This window comes from Billgrantia sp. C5P2, from assembly GCF_051062895.2.
Window position 1 is genome coordinate 115470 of record NZ_CM128542.1, and the last position, 18182, is coordinate 133651.

Below are 18182 nucleotides of genomic sequence, written 5' to 3' on the forward strand. Positions count from 1 at the left end.
TCTCGATTGCGGAAATGCCTTCCACTCTTCTTGCCCAACGGTTCTTGTGTAGCGGAGCTCTGCCTTTACCGGTGTCGCCACTGGGGCGGCCGCTTGTCGACAAAGGCGTCGATGCCTTCGGCCACGTCCTCGGCCAGCATGTTGCAGGCCATGGTTTCGCCGGCGAAGGCGTAGGCTTCGTTCAGCGGCATCTGCAGCTGGCGCTGGAACATCGCCTTGCCGGTACGCAGCGCCACGCGGCTCTTGGCGCAGAGGCTGGCGGTAAGCTCCGCGAGCGTCTCGTCCAGCGCCTCGTCGTCGGCCACGCGATTGATCAATCCCCACTCGAGTGCCTGGTCGGCGTCGATGAACTCGCCGGTGAACAGCATTTCCATGGCGCGTTTGCGGCCGATGCTTCGCGACAGCGCCACGGCAGGCGTCGAGCAGAACAGGCCGACATTGATGCCCGATACCGCGAAGCGCGCCGACCTGGCTGCGACCGCCAGGTCGCAGCTTGCCACCAACTGGCAGCCGGCGGCGGTGGCCAGTCCCTGGACCCGGGCGATCACCGGCACCGGCAGGTTGACGATGCGTTGCATCACCTCGCCGCAGCGGGCGAACAACTCCTGGTAATAGGCCTTGTCGGGGTTGGCGCGCATCTCCTTGAGATCGTGCCCGGCGCAGAAGGCGCGTCCCTCGGCGGCGATGACCACGCAGTGTACCGAGTCATCGTTGGCCAGGCGGGCGAGCTCGCCGCCCAGTGCTTTGAGTATCTCTTCCGACAGCGCATTGAACTGGCGCGGCCGGTTCAGCGTGAGGGTGGCAACGCCGCGTTGATCGCGACGAATCACCGGGCGCTCATCGACGGTTGTCGTCATTGTCGTATCCTGTAGAAACGTGCCCGCCACCAGCCTAGCCTGTCGTGCACGTTTTTCGTCAGCCCTGCGACCAAAGACGATATGGCCCGCGACCTGCGGCTACCCAGCGAGAGCGAAGCATGAACGATTCGATCCCCGACCCCGAGGCCCTGCACAAGGGCATGCCGCAGACGGGCAATCGCCTATTGGCCGATATCAGCCTGCCTGCCGCGGTTATCCACGAGCCGGCGCTGGCCCACAACCTGGCCTGGATGCAGCGCTTCTGCGATGACCATGGCGCACGCCTGGCGCCTCACGGCAAGACCACCATGTGCCCCGAGCTGTTCCAGCGCCAGCTCGCCGCCGGCGCCTGGGGCATCACTCTCGCCACGGCCTCCCAGTGCCGGGCGGCCTTCCGTCACGGGGTCCATCGCCTGCTGATGGCCAACCAGCTCGTCGGCGAGGCCAACATGGCGATCATCGCCGAACTGCTGGAAGCCGGTGCGGACTTCTACTGCGTGGTCGACAGCATCGCCAACGTCGAGCAATTGGCGCGCTATTTCACTGCCCGAGGCCTGCGCCTCAAGGTGTTGATCGAGCTGGGGATACCCGGCGGACGCTGCGGTTGCCGCGATACCGACGAGGTGATGGCGCTGGCCGAGCGCATCGACAGCGAGCAGGCACTGGTGCTGGCCGGGCTGGAGGGCTACGAAGGCGTGGTGTACGGCAATGAGCCAGGGCGATCCGTGCGTGGCTATGCCTGGCAACTGGTCGAGGCGGCCCAGGCGCTGGAGCGCGATGCCCTGATCGAGACGCCGCAGCCGCTGATCACGGCGTCCGGCTCGGCCTGGTACGACCTGATCGCCGGGGTGTTCAGCGAGGCACGACTGGGCGCCCGGTTCGTGCCGGTGCTGCGCCCCGGCTGCTACGTGGTGCACGACCATGGCATCTATCGCCAGGCCCAGCGCGAGCTTCTGGGCCGACAGCCCCAGATCGAGCTCGGGCTGAAGCCGGCGCTCGAGATCTTCGCCCAGGTGATATCGCTGCCCGAGCCGGGGCTTGCCATCATCGGCATGGGCAAGCGCGACATCGGTCACGACCAGTTGCCCGAGCCGCTGCGGCGCTATCGTGAAGGCGACGAGAGAGGTCGTACTTTGCCGGTTCAGGGCTGGCGCTTGACCAAGCTGATGGACCAGCACGCCTTCGTCCAGCTGTCCCCAGATGAGGATGAACCTGGCGCCGGCAATGGCCGGGTACGAGTGGGCGATATCGTCGCCTTTGGCGTTTCCCACCCTTGCCTGACCTTCGACAAGTGGCGGCGGATCTGCCGCGTCGACGAACGGCTCGAGGTGGTCGAGGTGATGCAGACCTGCTTCTAGCCCAAGGGGGAGCGCTCGCGGGCGGCCTTGAGCCGCGCCAACCTGTCGCCGAACAGGTAGGCCCCCAGCGCCACCAGGATCAGCACGGCGCCTGCCAGCATCGACGAGGAAGGCTGCTCCTGGTTGAGCGTCATGCCGAGTCCCAGCGCCAGTATCGGGGTGATCAGCGTGACCAGCGCCACGGTAGCGGCGGTCAGCCGCGAAAGAATCAGGAAATAGCACAGGAAGCCGAGCAGCGAACCGAATAGCGCCAGGTAAATGACCGACCACAGCCCGCGTGGGCTGAGCGGCACCGCCAAGGGTTCGCCGCTGGCCAGCCACAGGATGAAGAAACACGGCAGGCTCAGGCCCAGTGCGCCAAGCGTCTGCTCGAGCGGGCCGAGGCCTGCCGCCACGCGCTGCACGGTGATGCCGCTGGCGCTGAACAGGGTCACGGCCAGGAGCATCATCAGCAGGGCCGGCAACTGGTCACTGCCCAGCACCAGGCTGTCGGCGAATACCACTGCCAGGCCCGCCACGCCGAGCGTGCAGCCGAACCAATGCCAGCGGCGCAGCTTCACGGCACCGGGCAGCAGCTGTAGGATGAGGCCCGAGATCAGCGGCGCCATGCCGAAGATCACCGACATCATGCCGGAAGGCAGCGTCATCGAGGCGTGATAGCTCAATGCCATGGCGCCGAACACCCCGGGAACCGCAGCCGCATAGCTTTTCATGGCACGGACGTCCCGGCGTAGACGCCGACGCATCAGCAGCAGCACTACCATCCCCGCCAGGAAGGCAACCAGCATGCGCAACATCACGCTGCCCACCGGCGCGCCGGCCTCGGCGCTCCATTTGATGGCCAGTGGCGTGGTGGCCCACACCAGCACTACGATCAGGTAGGCGGCGGCAGTCGGCATGCGGGTCTTCCCTGAGAGCGGAGGATGCTTCGGAAAGTAACCATTAGCATAACAAGAACTACCGCGTCGAATCGGCGAGGCTGCCGCAAGACGCCGGTGATGACATCTCAGCCAAACAAGTCATGATCGACGAGAGGTACCGATGCAAAACGCACACTGTCTGGGTATTCTGCTGCCTGAGGACGGCCCGCCCGATTATGAGTGGTACGAACTGAACGAGCGTGCCGGCCTCGGCGAGGCGCTGCCCGCCATCGCGGTAGGAAAGATACTCAGCGACGGCCACCATGAACACACCGCCCTGATGGCGCTCGGCGCTACCGATCGCCTGGCGGCGGTGGGTGAGGAACTGATCAAGGACAGCGGCGCCCAGGCGGTGGTATGGGCCTGTACCAGCGGCAGTTTCATCGGTGGGCTGGAATGGTCCCTGGCCCAGTCGCGTGAACTCTCGCGGTGGCTGGGGGTTCCCGTCACCAGCACCGCGCTGGCGTTTCGCGATGCCCTGTCGGCCTTGCGCTATCGCCGGGTCGACCTGTTGAGCCCTTATCCGCCGGAAGTCACCGAGCAACTGGTACGGTTCCTGCGCGACAGTGGCGTGGAGGTGGAGAACCACCAAGTCCTGGATTGCCCCTATGCGGCCGACTCCCATCGGCTCGATATCGTCGCGGCCGCGCGTGACTTCGCCAGGAGGCATGAATCGGATAGTCCGATACTGGTGCCCGATACCGCCATCAATACTCTCGAGCGGGTCGAGACGATGAATCGCGAGGCCGGCCGAGCGGTACTGACGGCGAATCAGGTGAGCCTGTGGGCGGGCCTGCGGCTAATGAAGCGCCAGGGCGGCCCGGCCCGTTACCTGCAAGCGCTTGCCGCAGTGGATAACCTGGGTTAAGCAAGGGAATCAAGGAGTTCTGCTATGTTCCGAACGAGGCGGGAATCTCAGTCATTGGAGGATGAATGAGCGACGAACTGAGTGAGTTCGAGCAGAGCGTCAAGCGTGAGATCGACGCCTTTTTGAAACCCGGCCACGAGCCTTCCCCAGCCACCGTGCTGCCTGGTGAAAAGCGCTCCGGGAAAAAGCACTCGAAGCCGGTCGGCGGCAAGCAGTCCGCCGAGTCCTACAAGACCGGGCACCTGGTCCGTCTCGCGGTGAGAACGCGCAAGCTGGAAGCCGATACCGTCTTCGAACATCGCTCCACCAGCATTTCCAAGCTGGAAGCCCAGTTGGAGGCCGAGAAGGCCGCCAGGAAAGCCGGCTACCCCATCGTCGGGTACGTGATCGATATCCAGAGCCTCTGAGTGCTTGTCGATTCACTTCGTTGCCGCTGAGCGTAAGCGCCCTCCAAACGAAAGCCGCCGCGCCTGGCGGCGCGGCGGCTCGAGGCACGACGAAGCGTTTATCCCTCGAAATTGGTCTCGGAGTAGAGCACCCGCACGCGCAGAGTATGCTCGACCTTGCGCAGCGCCTCGAGGGCCTGCTCGCCGTAGGCCTTGTCCACGTCGATGACCACGTAGCCGACCTTCTCGTTGGTCTGCAGGTACTGGCCGGAGATGTTGATGCCGCTCTCGGAGAGTACCCGGTTGATCTCGGAGAGCACGCCCGGCACGTTGTCGTGGATGTGCAGCACGCGATGCTTGTCCGGGTGGGCCGGCAGTGCCACCTCGGGGAAATTGACCGAGGTGACGGTGGTGCCGTTGTCGGAATAGGTGATCAGCTTCTCGGAGACCTCGATACCGATGTTCTCCTGGGCCTCGAGGGTGGAGCCGCCGACGTGCGGGGTGAGGATCACGTTGGGGATCCCGCGCAGCGGGCTGACGAACTCCTCGTTGTTGCCCTTGGGTTCCACCGGGAAGACGTCGATGGCGGCGCCGTAGAGGCGGCCGGCCTCGAGCGCTTCGGCCAGGTCCTCGATCACCACCACGCTGCCGCGGGAGGCGTTGATCAGGATGCCGCTGGGCTTCATCAGCGCCAGTTGGTCCTTGCCGATCATCCACTTGGTGGAGGGCAGCTCCGGCACATGCAGGCTGACCACGTCGGCCCGGGCCAGCAGCTCCTCGAGGCTTGCCACCTGGTTGGCATTGCCCATGCCGAGCTTGGTCACCACGTCGTAGAAGATGACGTTGAAGCCGAGCGACTCGGCCAGCACCGAGAGCTGGGCGCCGATGTTGCCGTAGCCGACGATGCCGAGCGTCTTGCCGCGGGCCTCGTGGGAGTTCTTGGCGCTCTTCAGCCAGCCGCCCTGATGGGCACGGGCGTTCTTCTCGGGGATGCCGCGCAGCAGCATGATCGCCTCGGCGAGCACCAGTTCGGCCACCGAGCGGGTATTGGAGTAAGGGGCGTTGAATACCGGGATGCCGCGCGTAAGCGCCGCGCCCAGGTCGACCTGGTTGGTGCCGATGCAGAAGCAACCCACGGCGTTGAGCTTCTCGGCGGCGGCGAACACCCGCTCGTTGAGCTGTGTGCGCGAGCGAATGCCGAGGAAGTGCACGTCGCGGATCTTCTCGAGCAGCGACTCTTCGTCGAGCGAGGTGGGCAGGTGCTCGATGTTGGTGTAACCGGCATTCAGGAAATTGTCCACCGCGCTCTGGTGGACGCCCTCGAGCAGCAGGATCTTGATCTTGCTCTTGTCCAGGGACGTTTTGGCCATGGTCGAATCAACCCCTTCTTGGTGCGCCGCATGCTGGAAAACAGGGCGCTCATGTTAACACAAGCGCTGCGCGCGAAGATGAAAATGCCGCGTCGCGAAAATGAGAACGCTGCACGTTGCACGGCGCAGGCAGACGACCCCCGGGGCAGTGCGTGTATACTGTGGCTCCTGAAAACAGCGGCGACGAGCTAGAGGTGTCATGGCCGAGCGTGACGAGCAAGCGACGGGCGAGATGGCGGCGAGCGATGAGGCCGAAGTCGATTTCGCGGCGACCGTGGAGAGACTGGAACGGCTGGTGGAGCGGTTGGAGTCCGGCGAGCTGACGCTGGAAGGCTCGCTCGCCGCGTTCGAGCAGGGCGTGCGCCTGACCCGTGACGCCCAGCGCCGCCTGGACGAGGCCGAGCTGCGCGTGCGCACCCTGATCGAGCGCCCCGACGGCAGCACCGACTTCGCCCCCTTCGAGGCCCCGGCAGTGGAGGATGACAGTGAACTCTGACTCGCTCGCGGCGCATCTGGCCGCCGACCGGGCGCGTATCGATGCCTTCCTGTCCCGGGCCTTCGAGCAGCGCCAACCTGCGGCGCCGCGGCTGGAGCAAGCCATGCGCCACGGCTTGCTGGTGGGGGGCAAGCGCCTGCGTCCGCTGCTGGTCTACCTGGCCGGTCGAGCGCTGGGCGCCAGCGATGAGGCGCTCGACGCACCGGCCGCCGCCGTCGAGCTGATCCATGCCTATTCGTTGGTGCACGACGACCTGCCGGCGATGGACGACGACGACTTGCGCCGCGGCCAGCCGACGGTACATCGCGCCTTCGACGAGGCCACGGCGATACTCGCCGGCGATGCGCTGCAGACGCTGGCCTTCGAAGTGCTTGCCCAGGCCGCTCACCCGCGGCTGCCGGCGCTGATCCACACCCTGGCCACGGCTGCCGGGCGAGACGGCATGGTAGGGGGTCAGGCGCTGGACCTGGCGGCCGTTGGCGGCCACCCTGACGTCGAGGCCCTGGCCACCATGCATGCCCACAAGACCGGTGCACTGATTCGTGCCGCGGTACGCATGGGGGCGCTGACGGCGGTGGAAGAACAGGATCCTCGCGTCGCGTCGCTGGATCGTTACGCCGAGGCGCTCGGCCTGGCCTTCCAGATCCACGACGACGTTCTCGACGTCACCGGCGACACCCAGACCCTGGGCAAGGCGTCGGGCGCCGACGCCGCGCGCGACAAGCCCACCTATCCCGCCCTGCTGGGGCTGGAAGGCGCCCGGCGCAGGGCCAGCGAACTGACCGAGGAGGCGCTGGCGGCACTGGCGCCGCTGGGCGAGGCGGGCGACCCGCTTGCACAGCTGGCCCGCTACATGATCGAGCGCGACCACTAGCCACATGGCATGACAGCCAGGACGACCGAATCGCACATGAAGCTCTACGACGTAATTCCAGTCGAGCGCCCGGTGACCCCGCTGCTCGACTCGCTGGACACACCGGCGGCACTGCGGGCCATGTCCGGTGCCCAACTGCTGCAGGTGGCCGACGAGCTGCGTGCCTACCTGCTCTACAGCGTAGGGCGCAGCGGCGGCCACTTCGGTGCCGGCCTGGGCGTGGTGGAGCTCACCGTGGCCCTGCACCACGCGCTGGAGACGCCCCACGACCGACTGGTGTGGGATGTCGGCCACCAGGCCTACCCGCACAAGATCCTCACCGGCCGGCGCGAGGCGATGCCCAGCATTCGCCAGTACGGCGGCCTGGCCGCCTTCCCGCGCCGTGCCGAGTCGCCCTACGACACCTTCGGTGTGGGCCACTCCAGCACCTCGATCTCGGCAGCGCTGGGCATGGCGCTGGCCAGTGCCACGCGCGGCGACAGGCGCCGGGTCTGCGCGGTGATCGGTGATGGGGCACTGACGGCGGGCATGGCCTTCGAGGCGCTGGCGCATGCCGGACACCTGGACGCCAATCTGCTGGTGGTGCTCAACGACAACGAGATGTCGATCTCCGAGAATGTCGGCGGCATCGCCAGCTATCTGGCCGGTATCCTGTCCAGCAAGCCCTATCTCACCTTCCGCGAAGAGGGCAAGCGCGTGCTTTCTCGCCTGCCCGGCGCGCTGGAGCTCGCCCGACGCACCGAGGAGCACATGAAGGGCATGGTCAGCCCGGCCACGCTGTTCGAGGAGATGGGCTTCAACTACATCGGTCCGCTCGACGGCCACGACCTGCCCACCCTGATCCAGACCCTGCGCAACATACGTGATCTGGACGGCCCACAGTTCCTGCACGTGAAGACCCGCAAGGGGCGCGGCTTCCTGCCTGCAGAGGCCGACCCCATCGGCTATCACGCCATCACCAAGCTGGAAAAGAATGGCGAAGCGCCAATCAGCAAGCCCGCAGCACCGGCCAAGAAAAAAGCACCCAAGTACTGCAACGTCTTCGGTGAGTGGCTGTGCGACATGGCCGCCGTCGACGAGCGGCTGATCGGCATAACCCCGGCGATGCGCGAAGGCTCAGACCTGATCCGCTTCTCCAAGGAATATCCCGAGCGCTACTACGACGTTGCCATTGCCGAGCAACATGCGTTGACGCTGGCCGCCGGCATGGCCTGCGAGGCGATGAAGCCGGTGGTAGCGATCTACTCCACTTTCCTGCAGCGCGGCTACGACCAGTTGATCCACGACGTGGCGGTGCAGTCGCTCGACGTCACCTTCGCCATCGACCGCGCCGGCCTGGTGGGCGAGGACGGCCCCACCCACCACGGCAGCATGGACCTCTCCTTCCTGCGCTGCGTGCCAGGCATGGTGGTCCTGGCGCCGGCCGACGAGGCCGAGTGTCGCGCCATGCTCAGTGCCGCCTACCACTATCCCGGTCCCGCCGCGGTGCGCTATCCGCGCGGCACAGGCCCGGGGGTCGAGATTCCCACCCATCTCGAGCCGCTGGAGATCGGCAAGGCACAGCTTCGCCGCAGGAGTGGCGCCGAGGCTGGCAAGCGGATTGCGCTGTTGGCTTTCGGCAGCCTCAACGGCCCGGCGGCCGAAGTGGCAGAGACTCTCGATGCCACCCACCTCAACCTGCGTTCGGTCAAACCGCTCGACCGTGAGGCGATTCTGGCCGCTGCCGGCGACCACGACCTCCTGGTCACCCTCGAGGAAAACGTGGTAGCAGGAGGCGCCGGTAGTGGCGTCAATGAGCTGCTCGCCGCCGAAGGTGAGAAGGTCGCCATTCTCAACCTGGGCCTGCCCGATGCCTTCGTCGAGCACGGCAAGCCGGCCGAGCTGCTGGCCGAGTGTGGACTTGACAGCGCCGGTATCGAGTCGGCAATTCGCGCTCGCCTCGGCTGAAATTCGCCTCGATGGCCACTCACGCTACCGGCCGGGCACTGCCCGGCCGAATTTTTTCAGACTCACTCCCTGACGTTTCTCACCCTTTCGGCGCCTCCAGTATGGCGCCTGGCCGAGGTGATTGGCGCATCAGCTTGCCCTATATCTCTTATATTGTTGTAGCTAATTTCCTACACGACTTGTAAGACATTGACGACCTCGCGTGTCGTCCAGAGCCTGCGTCAAGGATTGGACCCGCACCGCTTCGGCACTGGCAGCGGAATCGTGTAAGCCAATGCGGCATCGCGTTATGCCTTTGTAACCGTCATGGGCGCCAAAGTGCCGTTTGGCACATGCGCCCTGGCTGTTTACCCTCTCGCCTCACGAGCAAGGGTGAAACGTTTCTCACTTGACCGCTGACGCATCTGCCCGCATGACGCCGGGCCGGTGCGAATGGCTCGTGGGGCGTTGTCGGCTCTGCAAGGCGATTCCAAACAAGGCGGCTCACCAGGGAGCTTCAGCATGGCGAAGGAAGGAACCGTTGCGCCGAAAGAGCGCATCAATATCAAGTACGTGCCGGCCACCGGCGACCAGCAGGCGGAAACCGAACTGCCGCTCAAGCTGCTGGTGGTAGGCGACTTCAAGGGCGGTGCCGAGGCCACGCCGATCGAGGCGCGGGAAAAGGTCTCGGTAGACAAGAACAACTTCCAGTCGGTAATGCGCGAAGCCGGCCTCGGGTTGACGGCCAGTGTGCCCAATCGCCTCGAGGAGGGCGAGAGCGCCGGCGAGTTGGGCGTCAATCTCGAATTCAAGTCGCTCGAAGACTTCACTCCGGACAGCGTGGCGCGCCAGGTGCCGGAGCTGCGCAAGCTGGTCGAGCTGCGCGAGGCGCTGGTGGCGCTCAAGGGGCCGCTGGGCAACGTGCCGAATTTCCGCGACCGCCTGCAGAAGCTGATGGAGAGCGAGGAGGCGCGTGCCCAACTGCTCGCCGAACTCGAGCTGCTGGATTCCCGGGACGAGTCCCGCGACTGACGCATCCATCGACAACGCACCCGGAGGCGACGAGCCCGGGCAGGCAAAGGATTCGAGGCAAGTACAATGAGCGAAATGGCACAGACGCAGGGGCAGGCCGCCGAGGCCCAGGCCGAGGGATCGCTTCTCGATCAGGTGATGGCGCAGACCCGCATGGCGCCGAGCGAGGAAGGCTACGACATCGCCAAGCAGGGCGTGGCCGCCTTCATCGCCGAGCTGTTGCAGAGCAAGGACGACACCCCGCAGGTGAACAAGGCGGTGGTCGACCGCATGATCGTCGAACTCGACCGCAAGATCGGCAGTCAGGTCGACGAGATCCTCCACGACCAGGGCTTCCAGCAGATCGAGTCGGCCTGGCGCGGCCTCAAGCTGCTGGTCGATCGCACCGACTTCCGTCAGAACATCAAGCTCGACCTGCTCCACGCCACCAAGGAGGAGCTGCTCGAGGACTTCGAGTTCGCCCCCGAGCTCAGCCAGAGCGGGCTCTACCAGCACGTCTATGCGGCCGAGTACGGCCAGTTCGGCGGCGAGCCGGTGGGTGCCATCATCGGCAACTACGACTTCTCTCCCTCGACGCCCGACATCAAGCTGCTGCAGTTCACCGCTGCGGTGGGCGCCATGGCCCATGCGCCGTTCCTGTCCTCGGTGGCGCCGAGTTTCTTCGGCATCGACAGCTTCCAGGAGCTGCCCAACATCAAGGACTTCAAGGCGATCTTCGAAGGACCGAAGTACGCCCGCTGGCGCAGCCTGCGTGAGTCCGAGGACGCCCGCTACCTGGGCCTGACGGCGCCGCGCTTCCTGCTGCGCATGCCCTACGATCCGGTAGAGAATCCGGTCAAGACCTTCCACTACCGCGAGACGGTCAACGAGAACCACGAGCACTACCTGTGGGGCAACACCGCCTACCTGCTCGCCGAGCGCCTCACCGACAGCTTCGCCAAGTACCGCTGGTGTCCCAACATCATCGGGCCGCAGAGCGGCGGCGCGGTGGAAAACCTGCCGGTGCATACCTACGAGGCGTTGGGTCAGCTGCAGGCCAAGATCCCCACCGAGGTGCTGGTCACCGATCGTCGCGAGTTCGAGATGTCCGAAGAGGGCTTCATCTCGCTGACCATGCGCAAGGGTAGCGACAACGCCGCCTTCTTCTCCGCCAACTCGGTGCAGAAGCCCAAGGTCTTCCCCAACACGCCCGAGGGCAAGGCTGCCGAGACCAACTACAAGCTCGGCACCCAGCTGCCCTACATGTTCATCGTCAATCGCCTGGCGCACTACATCAAGGTGCTGCAGCGCGAGCAGATCGGCTCCTGGAAGGAGCGCCAGGATCTCGAGCGCGAGCTCAACGTGTGGATCCGTCAGTACGTCGCCGACCAGGAGAACCCGCCGGCCGAGGTGCGCAGCCGCCGTCCGCTGCGGGCCGCCTCGATCCAGGTCTCCGATGTCGAGGGCGATCCGGGCTGGTACCAGGTGTCCTTGGCCGTGCGTCCGCACTTCAAGTACATGGGCGCCAACTTCGAGCTGTCGCTGGTGGGTCGCCTGGACAAGGAGTAAGGGGAGGACGCGGCCATGACGCTTCACCGTGGCGGCGTACTCGGCAACCGGCTGTTCGAGCGCCTGGCGGCTCCCGGACGGTCGGAGGAAGTCGTCGCCGAGGCCAGCCTTGCCGAGATCGTCGAGTCCATCAAGCGCCACCTGGTCGACCTGCTCAACAGCCACCCGGGGCACAGTGAATGCGCCCCGGAGCTGGGACTGCTCGACTTCAACGACGCGACCATCGGCGTGCTCGATCTGGAGCGCAACATCCAGCGCGCCATTCGCCAATGTATCGAACGCTTCGAGCCGCGGGTGCGGCAGGTGGAAGTGGAGTCGCTGCCGCGCGGCAGCGACCCGCTACAGCTGCGTTTCCAGGTGCATGCCACGGTGGATCTCGGTCGCGACCATGGCCAGGCCACCATCGATCTGCTGCTCAACGACAAACGCTACCAGTGCTTGAACTGAGCACCTAGGCATCCAAGCACTCAGGGAGTGAGAAGCGCATGCTCAATCGTTATTACCGGGATGAGCTCGACTACCTGAAGCTGCAGGGGCGGGAGTTCGCCGAAGCCAACCCCGGCCTCAGCCGCTTCCTCTCCGAGCGCAGCACCGACCCGGACGTCGAGCGCCTGCTGGAGGGCTTCGCCTTCCTCACCGGTCGTATGCGCGAGAAGGTCGAGGACGAGTTCCCCGAGCTGACCCACTCGCTGATCGCCATGCTGTGGCCCAACTACCTGCGCCCGGTGCCGAGCATGACGATCATGCAGTTCACGCCCAAGGAGGGGGCGCTGAGCGGCCGCCAGGACGTGGCTGTCGGCACCACGCTGGCATCGCGACCGATCGACGGTACCGCCTGCCGCTTCCGCACCTGCCACGACGTGGCGCTCTACCCGCTGCTGCATGGCGGCGTCGAGGCTCGCCACTCGCGGGAATCCTCGATCGTCGAGCTCGCCCTCGACGTGGACGGCGACCAGCCGCTCGATGCCCTGGGCATCGATCACCTGCGCCTGCACCTGGGTGGTGGCGGCTATACCGCGCGCAGTCTCTACCTGTGGCTCGGTCACTACCTGTCGCGCCTGGAGCTGGAGATCGACGGCATCGTCATGCCGCTGCCCCGCGACATGCTGGTGCCGGTGGGCTTCGAGCCCGGGCATGCGCTGTTGCCCTATCCGCGCAACGTGCACCAGGGCTATCGCATCCTGCAGGAGTATCTCTGCTTCCCCGAGGCCTTCCACTTCGTCGATCTGGTCGGGCTGGGGCGTCAGCTGCCGGCGCGGCAAGCCTCGCGGATCGTGCTGCGCTTCGTCTTCTCGCGCACGCTGCCGGCCGATGCCAAGGTGCGCGACGAACATCTGGCGCTCTACTGCACGCCGGCGATCAACCTGTTCAGCCACGATGCCGACCCCATCGACCTCAACGGCGAACGCAGCGAATACCGCATTCGGCCCAGCAGCCGTGCGCCGGAGCACTACGAGGTGTTCAGCGTCGACGCGGTGCAGGGCTGGCTGGAGAGCGACAGCGGCAAGATGCGCGGCGAACCGCGCCAGTACGTGCCGTTCGAGAGCTTCCAGCACCAGATCGAGCGCGACCGCGGCCGCGAGGCCCGCTATTTCCGGGTGCGGGTGCGCGACAGCCTGCGCGGCGACGGCTTCGATCACGACATCGCCTTCGTACGTGGCGACGAACAGGCTTGCCTGGGCATGCGCGAAACCATCTCGCTGCGCCTGAGCTGCAGCAATCGCACCCTGCCCGAGCGGCTGGCGGTGGGCGATATCAGTGCCTCCACCGACACCAGCCCGGTGTTCGCCGACTATCGCAACATCACTCGGCCCACGTCGGCGCTGCGCCCGACCCTGGACGGCAGCCTGCTGTGGACGCTGATCTCCAACCTGTCGCTCAACTACCTGTCGCTGCTCGAGCGCGATGCCCTGTGCTCGGTGCTGCGCGCCTACGACTTCCGCGCCCTGGTCGACCGTCAGGCCGAGCGCGTATCGCAGAAGCGCCTGGCCGGGGTAGTGAACATCGAGACCCGCTCCATCGATCGGCTCAAGCGCGGGCTGCCGGTGCGCGGGCTGCGTTCGGTGATGACCCTGGACCAGGAAGCCTTCGGCGACGAGGGCAGCCTCTATCTGTTCGGCAGCGTGCTGGCGCGCTTCTTCTCGCTCTACGCCAGCATCAACTCGTTCCATGAGTTGCACGTCGTCAATCGTCATAACCAAGAGCGTTACGCATGGACCTTACAGTCGGGCCAACAACCCCTGATCTAGCCCCCGTGGCCCTGATCGAGGGGGCCCGGCGCTATGACTTCTACCAGCTCGTCGAGCTGCTGCATCGTCACCACGACGACGACCTCGAGCGTATCGCCAACGTGCGTCCGGGCCGCGAGCGGGTGCGCTTCAGCGCCTCGGCGTCGCTGGGTTTCCCCGGTAGCGACGTGGTGGCGCTCGAATCCCGCCCCAGCGGCGAGTACGCACTGGAGGTCAGCTTCTTCGGCCTGCAGGGCGCCCAGTCGCCGCTGCCCGGTTACTACCTGGAGTCGCTGGCCCACGAGGCGGCTCACCACGAAGGCGTCGCCCGCGACTTCCTCGACTTCTTCAATCATCGCCTGCTGACCCTGGTGCATCGCAGCTGGCGCAAGTATCGCCACTACGTGCGCTACCAGGACGGCGCCAGCGACGGGTTCTCCGCCGCGGTGTTCGCCCTAGTGGGGCTGGCCGATGAGGAGCTGCGCGGCGAGACGCCGATCAACTGGGGCAAGATGCTCGCCTACGCCGGCCTGCTGGCGGGGCGTTCGCGTTCGCCGGAGGTGGTCGAGAGCGTGGTCGGCCACTGTTTCGATCTCGACGACGTGAGCGTCGAGCAGTGGGTACACCGCTGGGTCGAGATTCCCGAGGACCAGCGCAGCCGCGCCGGCCTCTCGGGCATGACCCTGGGCGAGGATATGGTCGCCGGGGAGCGGGTCGCCGACGTGGGCGGCAAGTTCGCCCTGTGCCTGAAGGGGCTCGGCCTCGCCCGCTTCCGCGATTTCCTGCCCGACGGCCGCGAGCATGCGCCGCTCAAGACGCTGGTGAGCTTCGTGCTGCGCGAGCCGCTGGCCTACGACCTGGAGCTGGAGCTGCTGGAGAGCGCGGTGCAGCCCATGCGGCTCGGCGACCACGGCTGCTGTCAGCTCGGCTGGACCACTTTCGTCAATCCCGAATCCGGTGCCGCCTCTCGGCGGCGCCGGGTGCGCATACAGATGACAGGGTAACGCGATGTCTAACTTCACCCGGCCCCAGGTCGCCGCAAGCGCCGTCACCCTGGTGGTGATCAACAGCGAGCGGCTGGAAGGGCGCTCCACCAGCAGTCACGTCTTCCCGCTGGCGGGCGGCACCCTGGGCAGCGCCGAAAGCGACGACTGGCTGCTGCAGGACCACGCCGGGCGTATCCGCCCGGCACATGCCGAGATCCGCCAGATCGACGGCCAGTTCTGCCTGGTCGATCGCAGCGGCCATACCTTCATCAACCAAGCCACGCTGCCGCTGGGCCGCGACCGACGGGTGGCCCTTCGCGATGGCGACGAACTGGGCTTCGGCGAGTATCGGGTGCGCGTGCACCTCGGTGACCGCCAGGCCGGACTGCCTGGCTCCCAGCCGCTCGCCGCGCTGATCGACGAAGAGCAGGAGGCGCTGGCCGGGCAAGGCGTGGTGCCCTACCGCGTCACGCCGGCGGCGGCTTTTCCGCCGCCGCGCCGCGACGACCCCCTCGAGGCGCTGGGCGAGGCCACGCCCGGTGCCAGCCAGCGCGACCCGCTTACGGCGCTATCCCATGAGGGTGAGCTGAGTGCCGAAGACGGCACGCTGCTCGACACCTTGGAGGAGCCGGGCTGGAGCGAGGGCACATCACATGAACTGCAGGCACGGCGCGAGGCGGCGCCGACGATTCGACGTTACGAGGACGACACAACGATGAACCGGGAAATGGACGAAGGGCTGTTGAACGATCTGGAACGCTCGGTCGGCGAGCAGCTCGAGGAGCGCTGGCAGGATACCGTGCCGGCAAGCGCCGGTCCCGCCGGCACCGACCCGCTGCTGCGGGCCCTGGGGGCCGAACTGCGCTTCGCCGACAGCGAGGAGCAGCTCAACTTCGTCGCCGAAGCCGGCCAGACCCTGCGTGCCGCCATCGAAGGCCTGCAGGCGCTCCACCGCGCCCAGGACGACAGCCGCTACCCGCTGCGGGATCGCCGCCTGCAGCCGATCGAGGACAATCCGCTGCGGCTGGGCCAGCCCTACCGCGACACGGTGGAGACCATGTTCTCCGCGCGCCGCAGCCCGGTGCACCTGTCGGCGCCGGCCGCCGTGGCCGAGTGCCTGGCCCATCAAGGGCAGCACCAGGCGGCGGTGGAGGAGGCCATCGGCGAGGCGCTGCAGGCGATTCTCGACGCTTTCGCCCCGGAAGCCCTGTTGAAGCGCTTCCACGCCTACCGCGGCGCCGGCAATCGCCTGGAAGACGAAGGCAGCTGGGCGTGGGAGATGTACCGCCACTACTACCAGGAGCTCAACTCCGGCCGCCAGCAGGGCTTCGCCAAGCTGTTCTGGGAGGTGTTCGAGCAGGCCTACGACCAGTCGGTGCGACGCCAGCAGCGCGAAACAAAATGAACACAACAAGACGGGACGCAGGAAGCATGAGCACAAGACATTTGCGCACTAGCCCGGTTTCAAGACGCACCCTGCTGTGGGTTGCAGTGGTGCTGCTGGCGCTCCTTCTCAGTGGCTGCGCCTCGACCCGCGAGGCCGCCGGCAAGGCCTGGCAGGTGATGCGAGATCCGTCGATCCCGGTGGGTTACCCCGAGGATCGCCCGACCACGGTCGACCTCGCCATGCTGGCCGAGCCGGACGTCAACCCCAACTTCGAGGGCGACGGCACGCCGCTGCGCTTCCAGATCCTGCAGCTCAAGGACGACTCGATGCTGATGGCAGCGGACCACTATCAGCTGCGCGATGACCTCGAAGGCGCCCTGGGCACCAACTACCTGGACCATGACGACTTCACCCTGCTGCCTGGCCAGTGGAAGTTCTACGAGCCGTTCGAGATCGACGAGGAGACCCGCTACATCGGCCTGATTGCCTTCTACAGCGATCCCGATCAGGCCGAGTGGAAGAAGGTGGTGAAAGTGACGACGCGCAGCGAGGACTACCACCTGCTGGTGCACCTGCGAGCCAACGAGGCCGAGCTGAGGAAGGAAGACTGATGGCCAGCCGCAACCGAGTGGTATGGAGCGAAGGGCTATTCATCAAGCCGCAGCACTTCCAGCAGCAGCAGCGCAGCCTGGAAGGGCTTATGGAGGCGCGCCTGCGCGGCGTCAGCCATACGCTGTACGGCTTCCAGACGCTGGAGCTCAACGCCGAATACCTGAGTTTCGGGCGTATCGCCATCAGCCGGGCCAGCGGCGTGATGCCCGACGGCACGGCGTTCCAGCTGCCCGACGACGACATCGAGCCGCAGCCGCTGGAGATCGACGACGCCAGCATCGCCAACCAGCTCGTCTACCTGTGCCTGCCGCTGGCCACCGATGCGGTGGGCGAGGTGCGCTGGCCCGACGACGACCTGCCGACCCGCTATCGCCTGGCGCAACGCAGCGTGCGCGACCTGCACTCCCGCGACGGCGACACCGCCATGCTCGATGTTGCCCGGGTCGCCCCCCGGCTGCTGCTCGAGCGCGACGACCGCAGTGCCTACACCTGCCTGGCGGTGGCGCGCATCCACGAGCGGCGCCCCGACGGCAGCCTGGTACTCGACGAGCAGTTCATCCCCACCCTGCTCAACGTGCAGGCGGCACCGGTATTGCAGCGCTTCGTCGGCGAGATGGCCGGGCTGATGCGCGAGCGCGCCCGCAACATCGCCCATCGTCTCGCCTCGCCCCACCAGGCCGGGGTGGCCGATGTCTCCGACTTCATGCTGCTGCAGCTGCTCAACCGCGCCCAGCCGCGCTTCCAGCACCTGGCGCGCCTGGGCCACCTGCACCCCGAGCGGCTGTTCGCCACCATGCTCGAAACCGCCAGCGAGCTGGTGACTTTCACCGACGAGTCGCGGTTGCCGCCGGAATACCCGGCCTACGACCACGACCACCCCGAGCGCGCCTTCCGCCAGCTCATGCAGAGCCTGCGCCAGGCGCTCTCCACGGTACTCGAGCCGCGCGCGCTGGCGATCCAGCTGCAGTCACGACGCTACGGCCTGCTGGTGGCCCCGCTCGCCGACCCGGCCCTGCTCGACAGCGCCGACTTCATCCTGGCGGTGCGCGCCGACATGCCCCACGAGCGGCTGCGCAAGCTGTTCCTGCAGCAGACCAAGGTGGCCAGCGTGGAGCGAATCCGCGACCTCATCAGCCTGCAGCTGCCCGGCGTACCGCTGGAGCCGCTGCCGGTGGCCCCGCGCGAGCTGCCCTACCACGCCGGCTACAGCTACTTCCGCCTCGACCGGCAGAGCCAGGCCTGGAGCATGCTCGACGGCGCCAGCGGCTTCGCCTTCCACGTGGCTGGGGAATTCCCCGGGCTTGAAATGCAGTTCTGGGCGATCAGGAGCTAAG

General features: G+C 66.5%; 17 protein-coding genes. 14 read left to right on the plus strand and 3 right to left on the minus strand.

All coding sequences use genetic code 11. From position 1 onward, the window contains the following. Positions 1-65: 65 nt before the first annotated feature. Complete coding sequence (locus tag ACRWQA_RS00540) at positions 66-857, minus strand: enoyl-CoA hydratase (protein ID WP_434229603.1); 792 nt, start codon at positions 855-857, stop codon at positions 66-68. Positions 858-976: 119 nt separating this feature from the next. On the opposite strand from ACRWQA_RS00540, the gene ACRWQA_RS00545 reads away from it, so the two are divergent. Then, positions 977-2215, plus strand: a complete 1239-nt coding sequence (locus ACRWQA_RS00545; protein WP_434229601.1) for an amino acid deaminase — start codon at positions 977-979, stop codon at positions 2213-2215. On the opposite strand, the gene ACRWQA_RS00550 is transcribed toward ACRWQA_RS00545, so the two are convergent. Then, complete coding sequence (locus ACRWQA_RS00550; RefSeq protein ID WP_434229600.1) at positions 2212-3114, minus strand: DMT family transporter; 903 nt, start codon at positions 3112-3114, stop codon at positions 2212-2214. The genes ACRWQA_RS00545 and ACRWQA_RS00550 overlap by 4 nt on opposite strands. A 142-nt stretch (positions 3115-3256) precedes the next feature. Between ACRWQA_RS00550 and ACRWQA_RS00555 the strand changes: the two genes are divergently transcribed. Continuing rightward, a complete protein-coding gene (locus ACRWQA_RS00555) occupies positions 3257-4003 on the plus strand; it encodes a maleate cis-trans isomerase family protein (protein WP_434229598.1) in 747 nt (248 codons plus the stop codon). 65 nt (positions 4004-4068) lie between these two features. Then, the gene (locus tag ACRWQA_RS00560) at positions 4069-4410 is read left to right on the plus strand and encodes a hypothetical protein (protein ID WP_263581981.1); all 342 of its coding nucleotides are present in this window, start codon (positions 4069-4071) and stop codon (positions 4408-4410) included. Between the two features lie 98 nt (positions 4411-4508). Here ACRWQA_RS00560 and serA read toward each other — a convergent pair whose 3' ends face one another. Then, positions 4509-5759: a phosphoglycerate dehydrogenase gene (gene serA / locus ACRWQA_RS00565; RefSeq protein WP_263581982.1), complete on the minus strand. Its 1251-nt coding sequence runs from the start codon at positions 5757-5759 to the stop codon at positions 4509-4511. A 199-nt stretch (positions 5760-5958) separates the two neighbouring features. On the opposite strand from serA, the gene ACRWQA_RS00570 reads away from it, so the two are divergent. From ACRWQA_RS00570 to tssK, 11 genes are all read left to right on the plus strand, one after another. Next, the gene (locus ACRWQA_RS00570; RefSeq protein ID WP_263581983.1) at positions 5959-6255 is read left to right on the plus strand and encodes an exodeoxyribonuclease VII small subunit; all 297 of its coding nucleotides are present in this window, start codon (positions 5959-5961) and stop codon (positions 6253-6255) included. Then, complete coding sequence (gene ispA, locus ACRWQA_RS00575; RefSeq protein ID WP_263581984.1) at positions 6239-7129, plus strand: (2E,6E)-farnesyl diphosphate synthase; 891 nt, start codon at positions 6239-6241, stop codon at positions 7127-7129. Before ACRWQA_RS00570 ends, ispA begins: the two co-directional genes overlap by 17 nt. Before the next feature lie 36 nt (positions 7130-7165). Then, the gene (gene dxs / locus ACRWQA_RS00580; RefSeq protein ID WP_263581985.1) at positions 7166-9076 is read left to right on the plus strand and encodes a 1-deoxy-D-xylulose-5-phosphate synthase; all 1911 of its coding nucleotides are present in this window, start codon (positions 7166-7168) and stop codon (positions 9074-9076) included. A gap of 501 nt (positions 9077-9577) precedes the next feature. After that, a complete protein-coding gene (gene tssB / locus ACRWQA_RS00585) occupies positions 9578-10087 on the plus strand; it encodes a type VI secretion system contractile sheath small subunit (RefSeq protein ID WP_263581986.1) in 510 nt (169 codons plus the stop codon). A gap of 66 nt (positions 10088-10153) precedes the next feature. Then, positions 10154-11635, plus strand: coding sequence for a type VI secretion system contractile sheath large subunit (gene tssC, locus ACRWQA_RS00590; RefSeq protein ID WP_263581987.1), 1482 nt, complete (start codon positions 10154-10156; stop codon positions 11633-11635). 15 nt (positions 11636-11650) lie between these two features. Next, a complete protein-coding gene (tssE, locus tag ACRWQA_RS00595) occupies positions 11651-12082 on the plus strand; it encodes a type VI secretion system baseplate subunit TssE (RefSeq protein WP_263581988.1) in 432 nt (143 codons plus the stop codon). Positions 12083-12120: 38 nt separating this feature from the next. Next, positions 12121-13884: a type VI secretion system baseplate subunit TssF gene (gene tssF, locus ACRWQA_RS00600; protein ID WP_434231724.1), complete on the plus strand. Its 1764-nt coding sequence runs from the start codon at positions 12121-12123 to the stop codon at positions 13882-13884. Beyond that, positions 13848-14867, plus strand: coding sequence for a type VI secretion system baseplate subunit TssG (gene tssG, locus ACRWQA_RS00605; protein WP_263581990.1), 1020 nt, complete (start codon positions 13848-13850; stop codon positions 14865-14867). The genes tssF and tssG overlap by 37 nt, the downstream gene beginning before the upstream one ends. A gap of 4 nt (positions 14868-14871) precedes the next feature. Then, positions 14872-16254 carry a type VI secretion system-associated FHA domain protein TagH gene (gene tagH / locus ACRWQA_RS00610; RefSeq protein ID WP_263581991.1) on the plus strand — a complete coding sequence of 461 codons (1383 nt, stop codon included), beginning with the start codon at positions 14872-14874 and terminating at the stop codon, positions 16252-16254. A gap of 26 nt (positions 16255-16280) precedes the next feature. Further along, a complete protein-coding gene (gene tssJ, locus ACRWQA_RS00615; RefSeq protein WP_263581992.1) occupies positions 16281-16847 on the plus strand; it encodes a type VI secretion system lipoprotein TssJ in 567 nt (188 codons plus the stop codon). Next, complete coding sequence (gene tssK, locus ACRWQA_RS00620; RefSeq protein WP_263581993.1) at positions 16847-18181, plus strand: type VI secretion system baseplate subunit TssK; 1335 nt, start codon at positions 16847-16849, stop codon at positions 18179-18181. Before tssJ ends, tssK begins: the two co-directional genes overlap by 1 nt. Position 18182 lies beyond the last annotated feature (1 nt).

Coding starts and splice junctions, on each gene's coding strand:
- ACRWQA_RS00540 (WP_434229603.1), bottom strand. CDS start 857: ATGACGACAACCGTCGATGAGCGCCCGGTGATTCGTCGCGATCAACGC.
- ACRWQA_RS00545 (WP_434229601.1), top strand. CDS start 977: ATGAACGATTCGATCCCCGACCCCGAGGCCCTGCACAAGGGCATGCCG.
- ACRWQA_RS00550 (WP_434229600.1), bottom strand. CDS start 3,114: ATGCCGACTGCCGCCGCCTACCTGATCGTAGTGCTGGTGTGGGCCACC.
- ACRWQA_RS00555 (WP_434229598.1), top strand. CDS start 3,257: ATGCAAAACGCACACTGTCTGGGTATTCTGCTGCCTGAGGACGGCCCG.
- ACRWQA_RS00560 (WP_263581981.1), top strand. CDS start 4,069: ATGAGCGACGAACTGAGTGAGTTCGAGCAGAGCGTCAAGCGTGAGATC.
- serA (WP_263581982.1), bottom strand. CDS start 5,759: ATGGCCAAAACGTCCCTGGACAAGAGCAAGATCAAGATCCTGCTGCTC.
- ACRWQA_RS00570 (WP_263581983.1), top strand. CDS start 5,959: ATGGCCGAGCGTGACGAGCAAGCGACGGGCGAGATGGCGGCGAGCGAT.
- ispA (WP_263581984.1), top strand. CDS start 6,239: ATGACAGTGAACTCTGACTCGCTCGCGGCGCATCTGGCCGCCGACCGG.
- dxs (WP_263581985.1), top strand. CDS start 7,166: ATGAAGCTCTACGACGTAATTCCAGTCGAGCGCCCGGTGACCCCGCTG.
- tssB (WP_263581986.1), top strand. CDS start 9,578: ATGGCGAAGGAAGGAACCGTTGCGCCGAAAGAGCGCATCAATATCAAG.
- tssC (WP_263581987.1), top strand. CDS start 10,154: ATGAGCGAAATGGCACAGACGCAGGGGCAGGCCGCCGAGGCCCAGGCC.
- tssE (WP_263581988.1), top strand. CDS start 11,651: ATGACGCTTCACCGTGGCGGCGTACTCGGCAACCGGCTGTTCGAGCGC.
- tssF (WP_434231724.1), top strand. CDS start 12,121: ATGCTCAATCGTTATTACCGGGATGAGCTCGACTACCTGAAGCTGCAG.
- tssG (WP_263581990.1), top strand. CDS start 13,848: ATGGACCTTACAGTCGGGCCAACAACCCCTGATCTAGCCCCCGTGGCC.
- tagH (WP_263581991.1), top strand. CDS start 14,872: ATGTCTAACTTCACCCGGCCCCAGGTCGCCGCAAGCGCCGTCACCCTG.
- tssJ (WP_263581992.1), top strand. CDS start 16,281: ATGAGCACAAGACATTTGCGCACTAGCCCGGTTTCAAGACGCACCCTG.
- tssK (WP_263581993.1), top strand. CDS start 16,847: ATGGCCAGCCGCAACCGAGTGGTATGGAGCGAAGGGCTATTCATCAAG.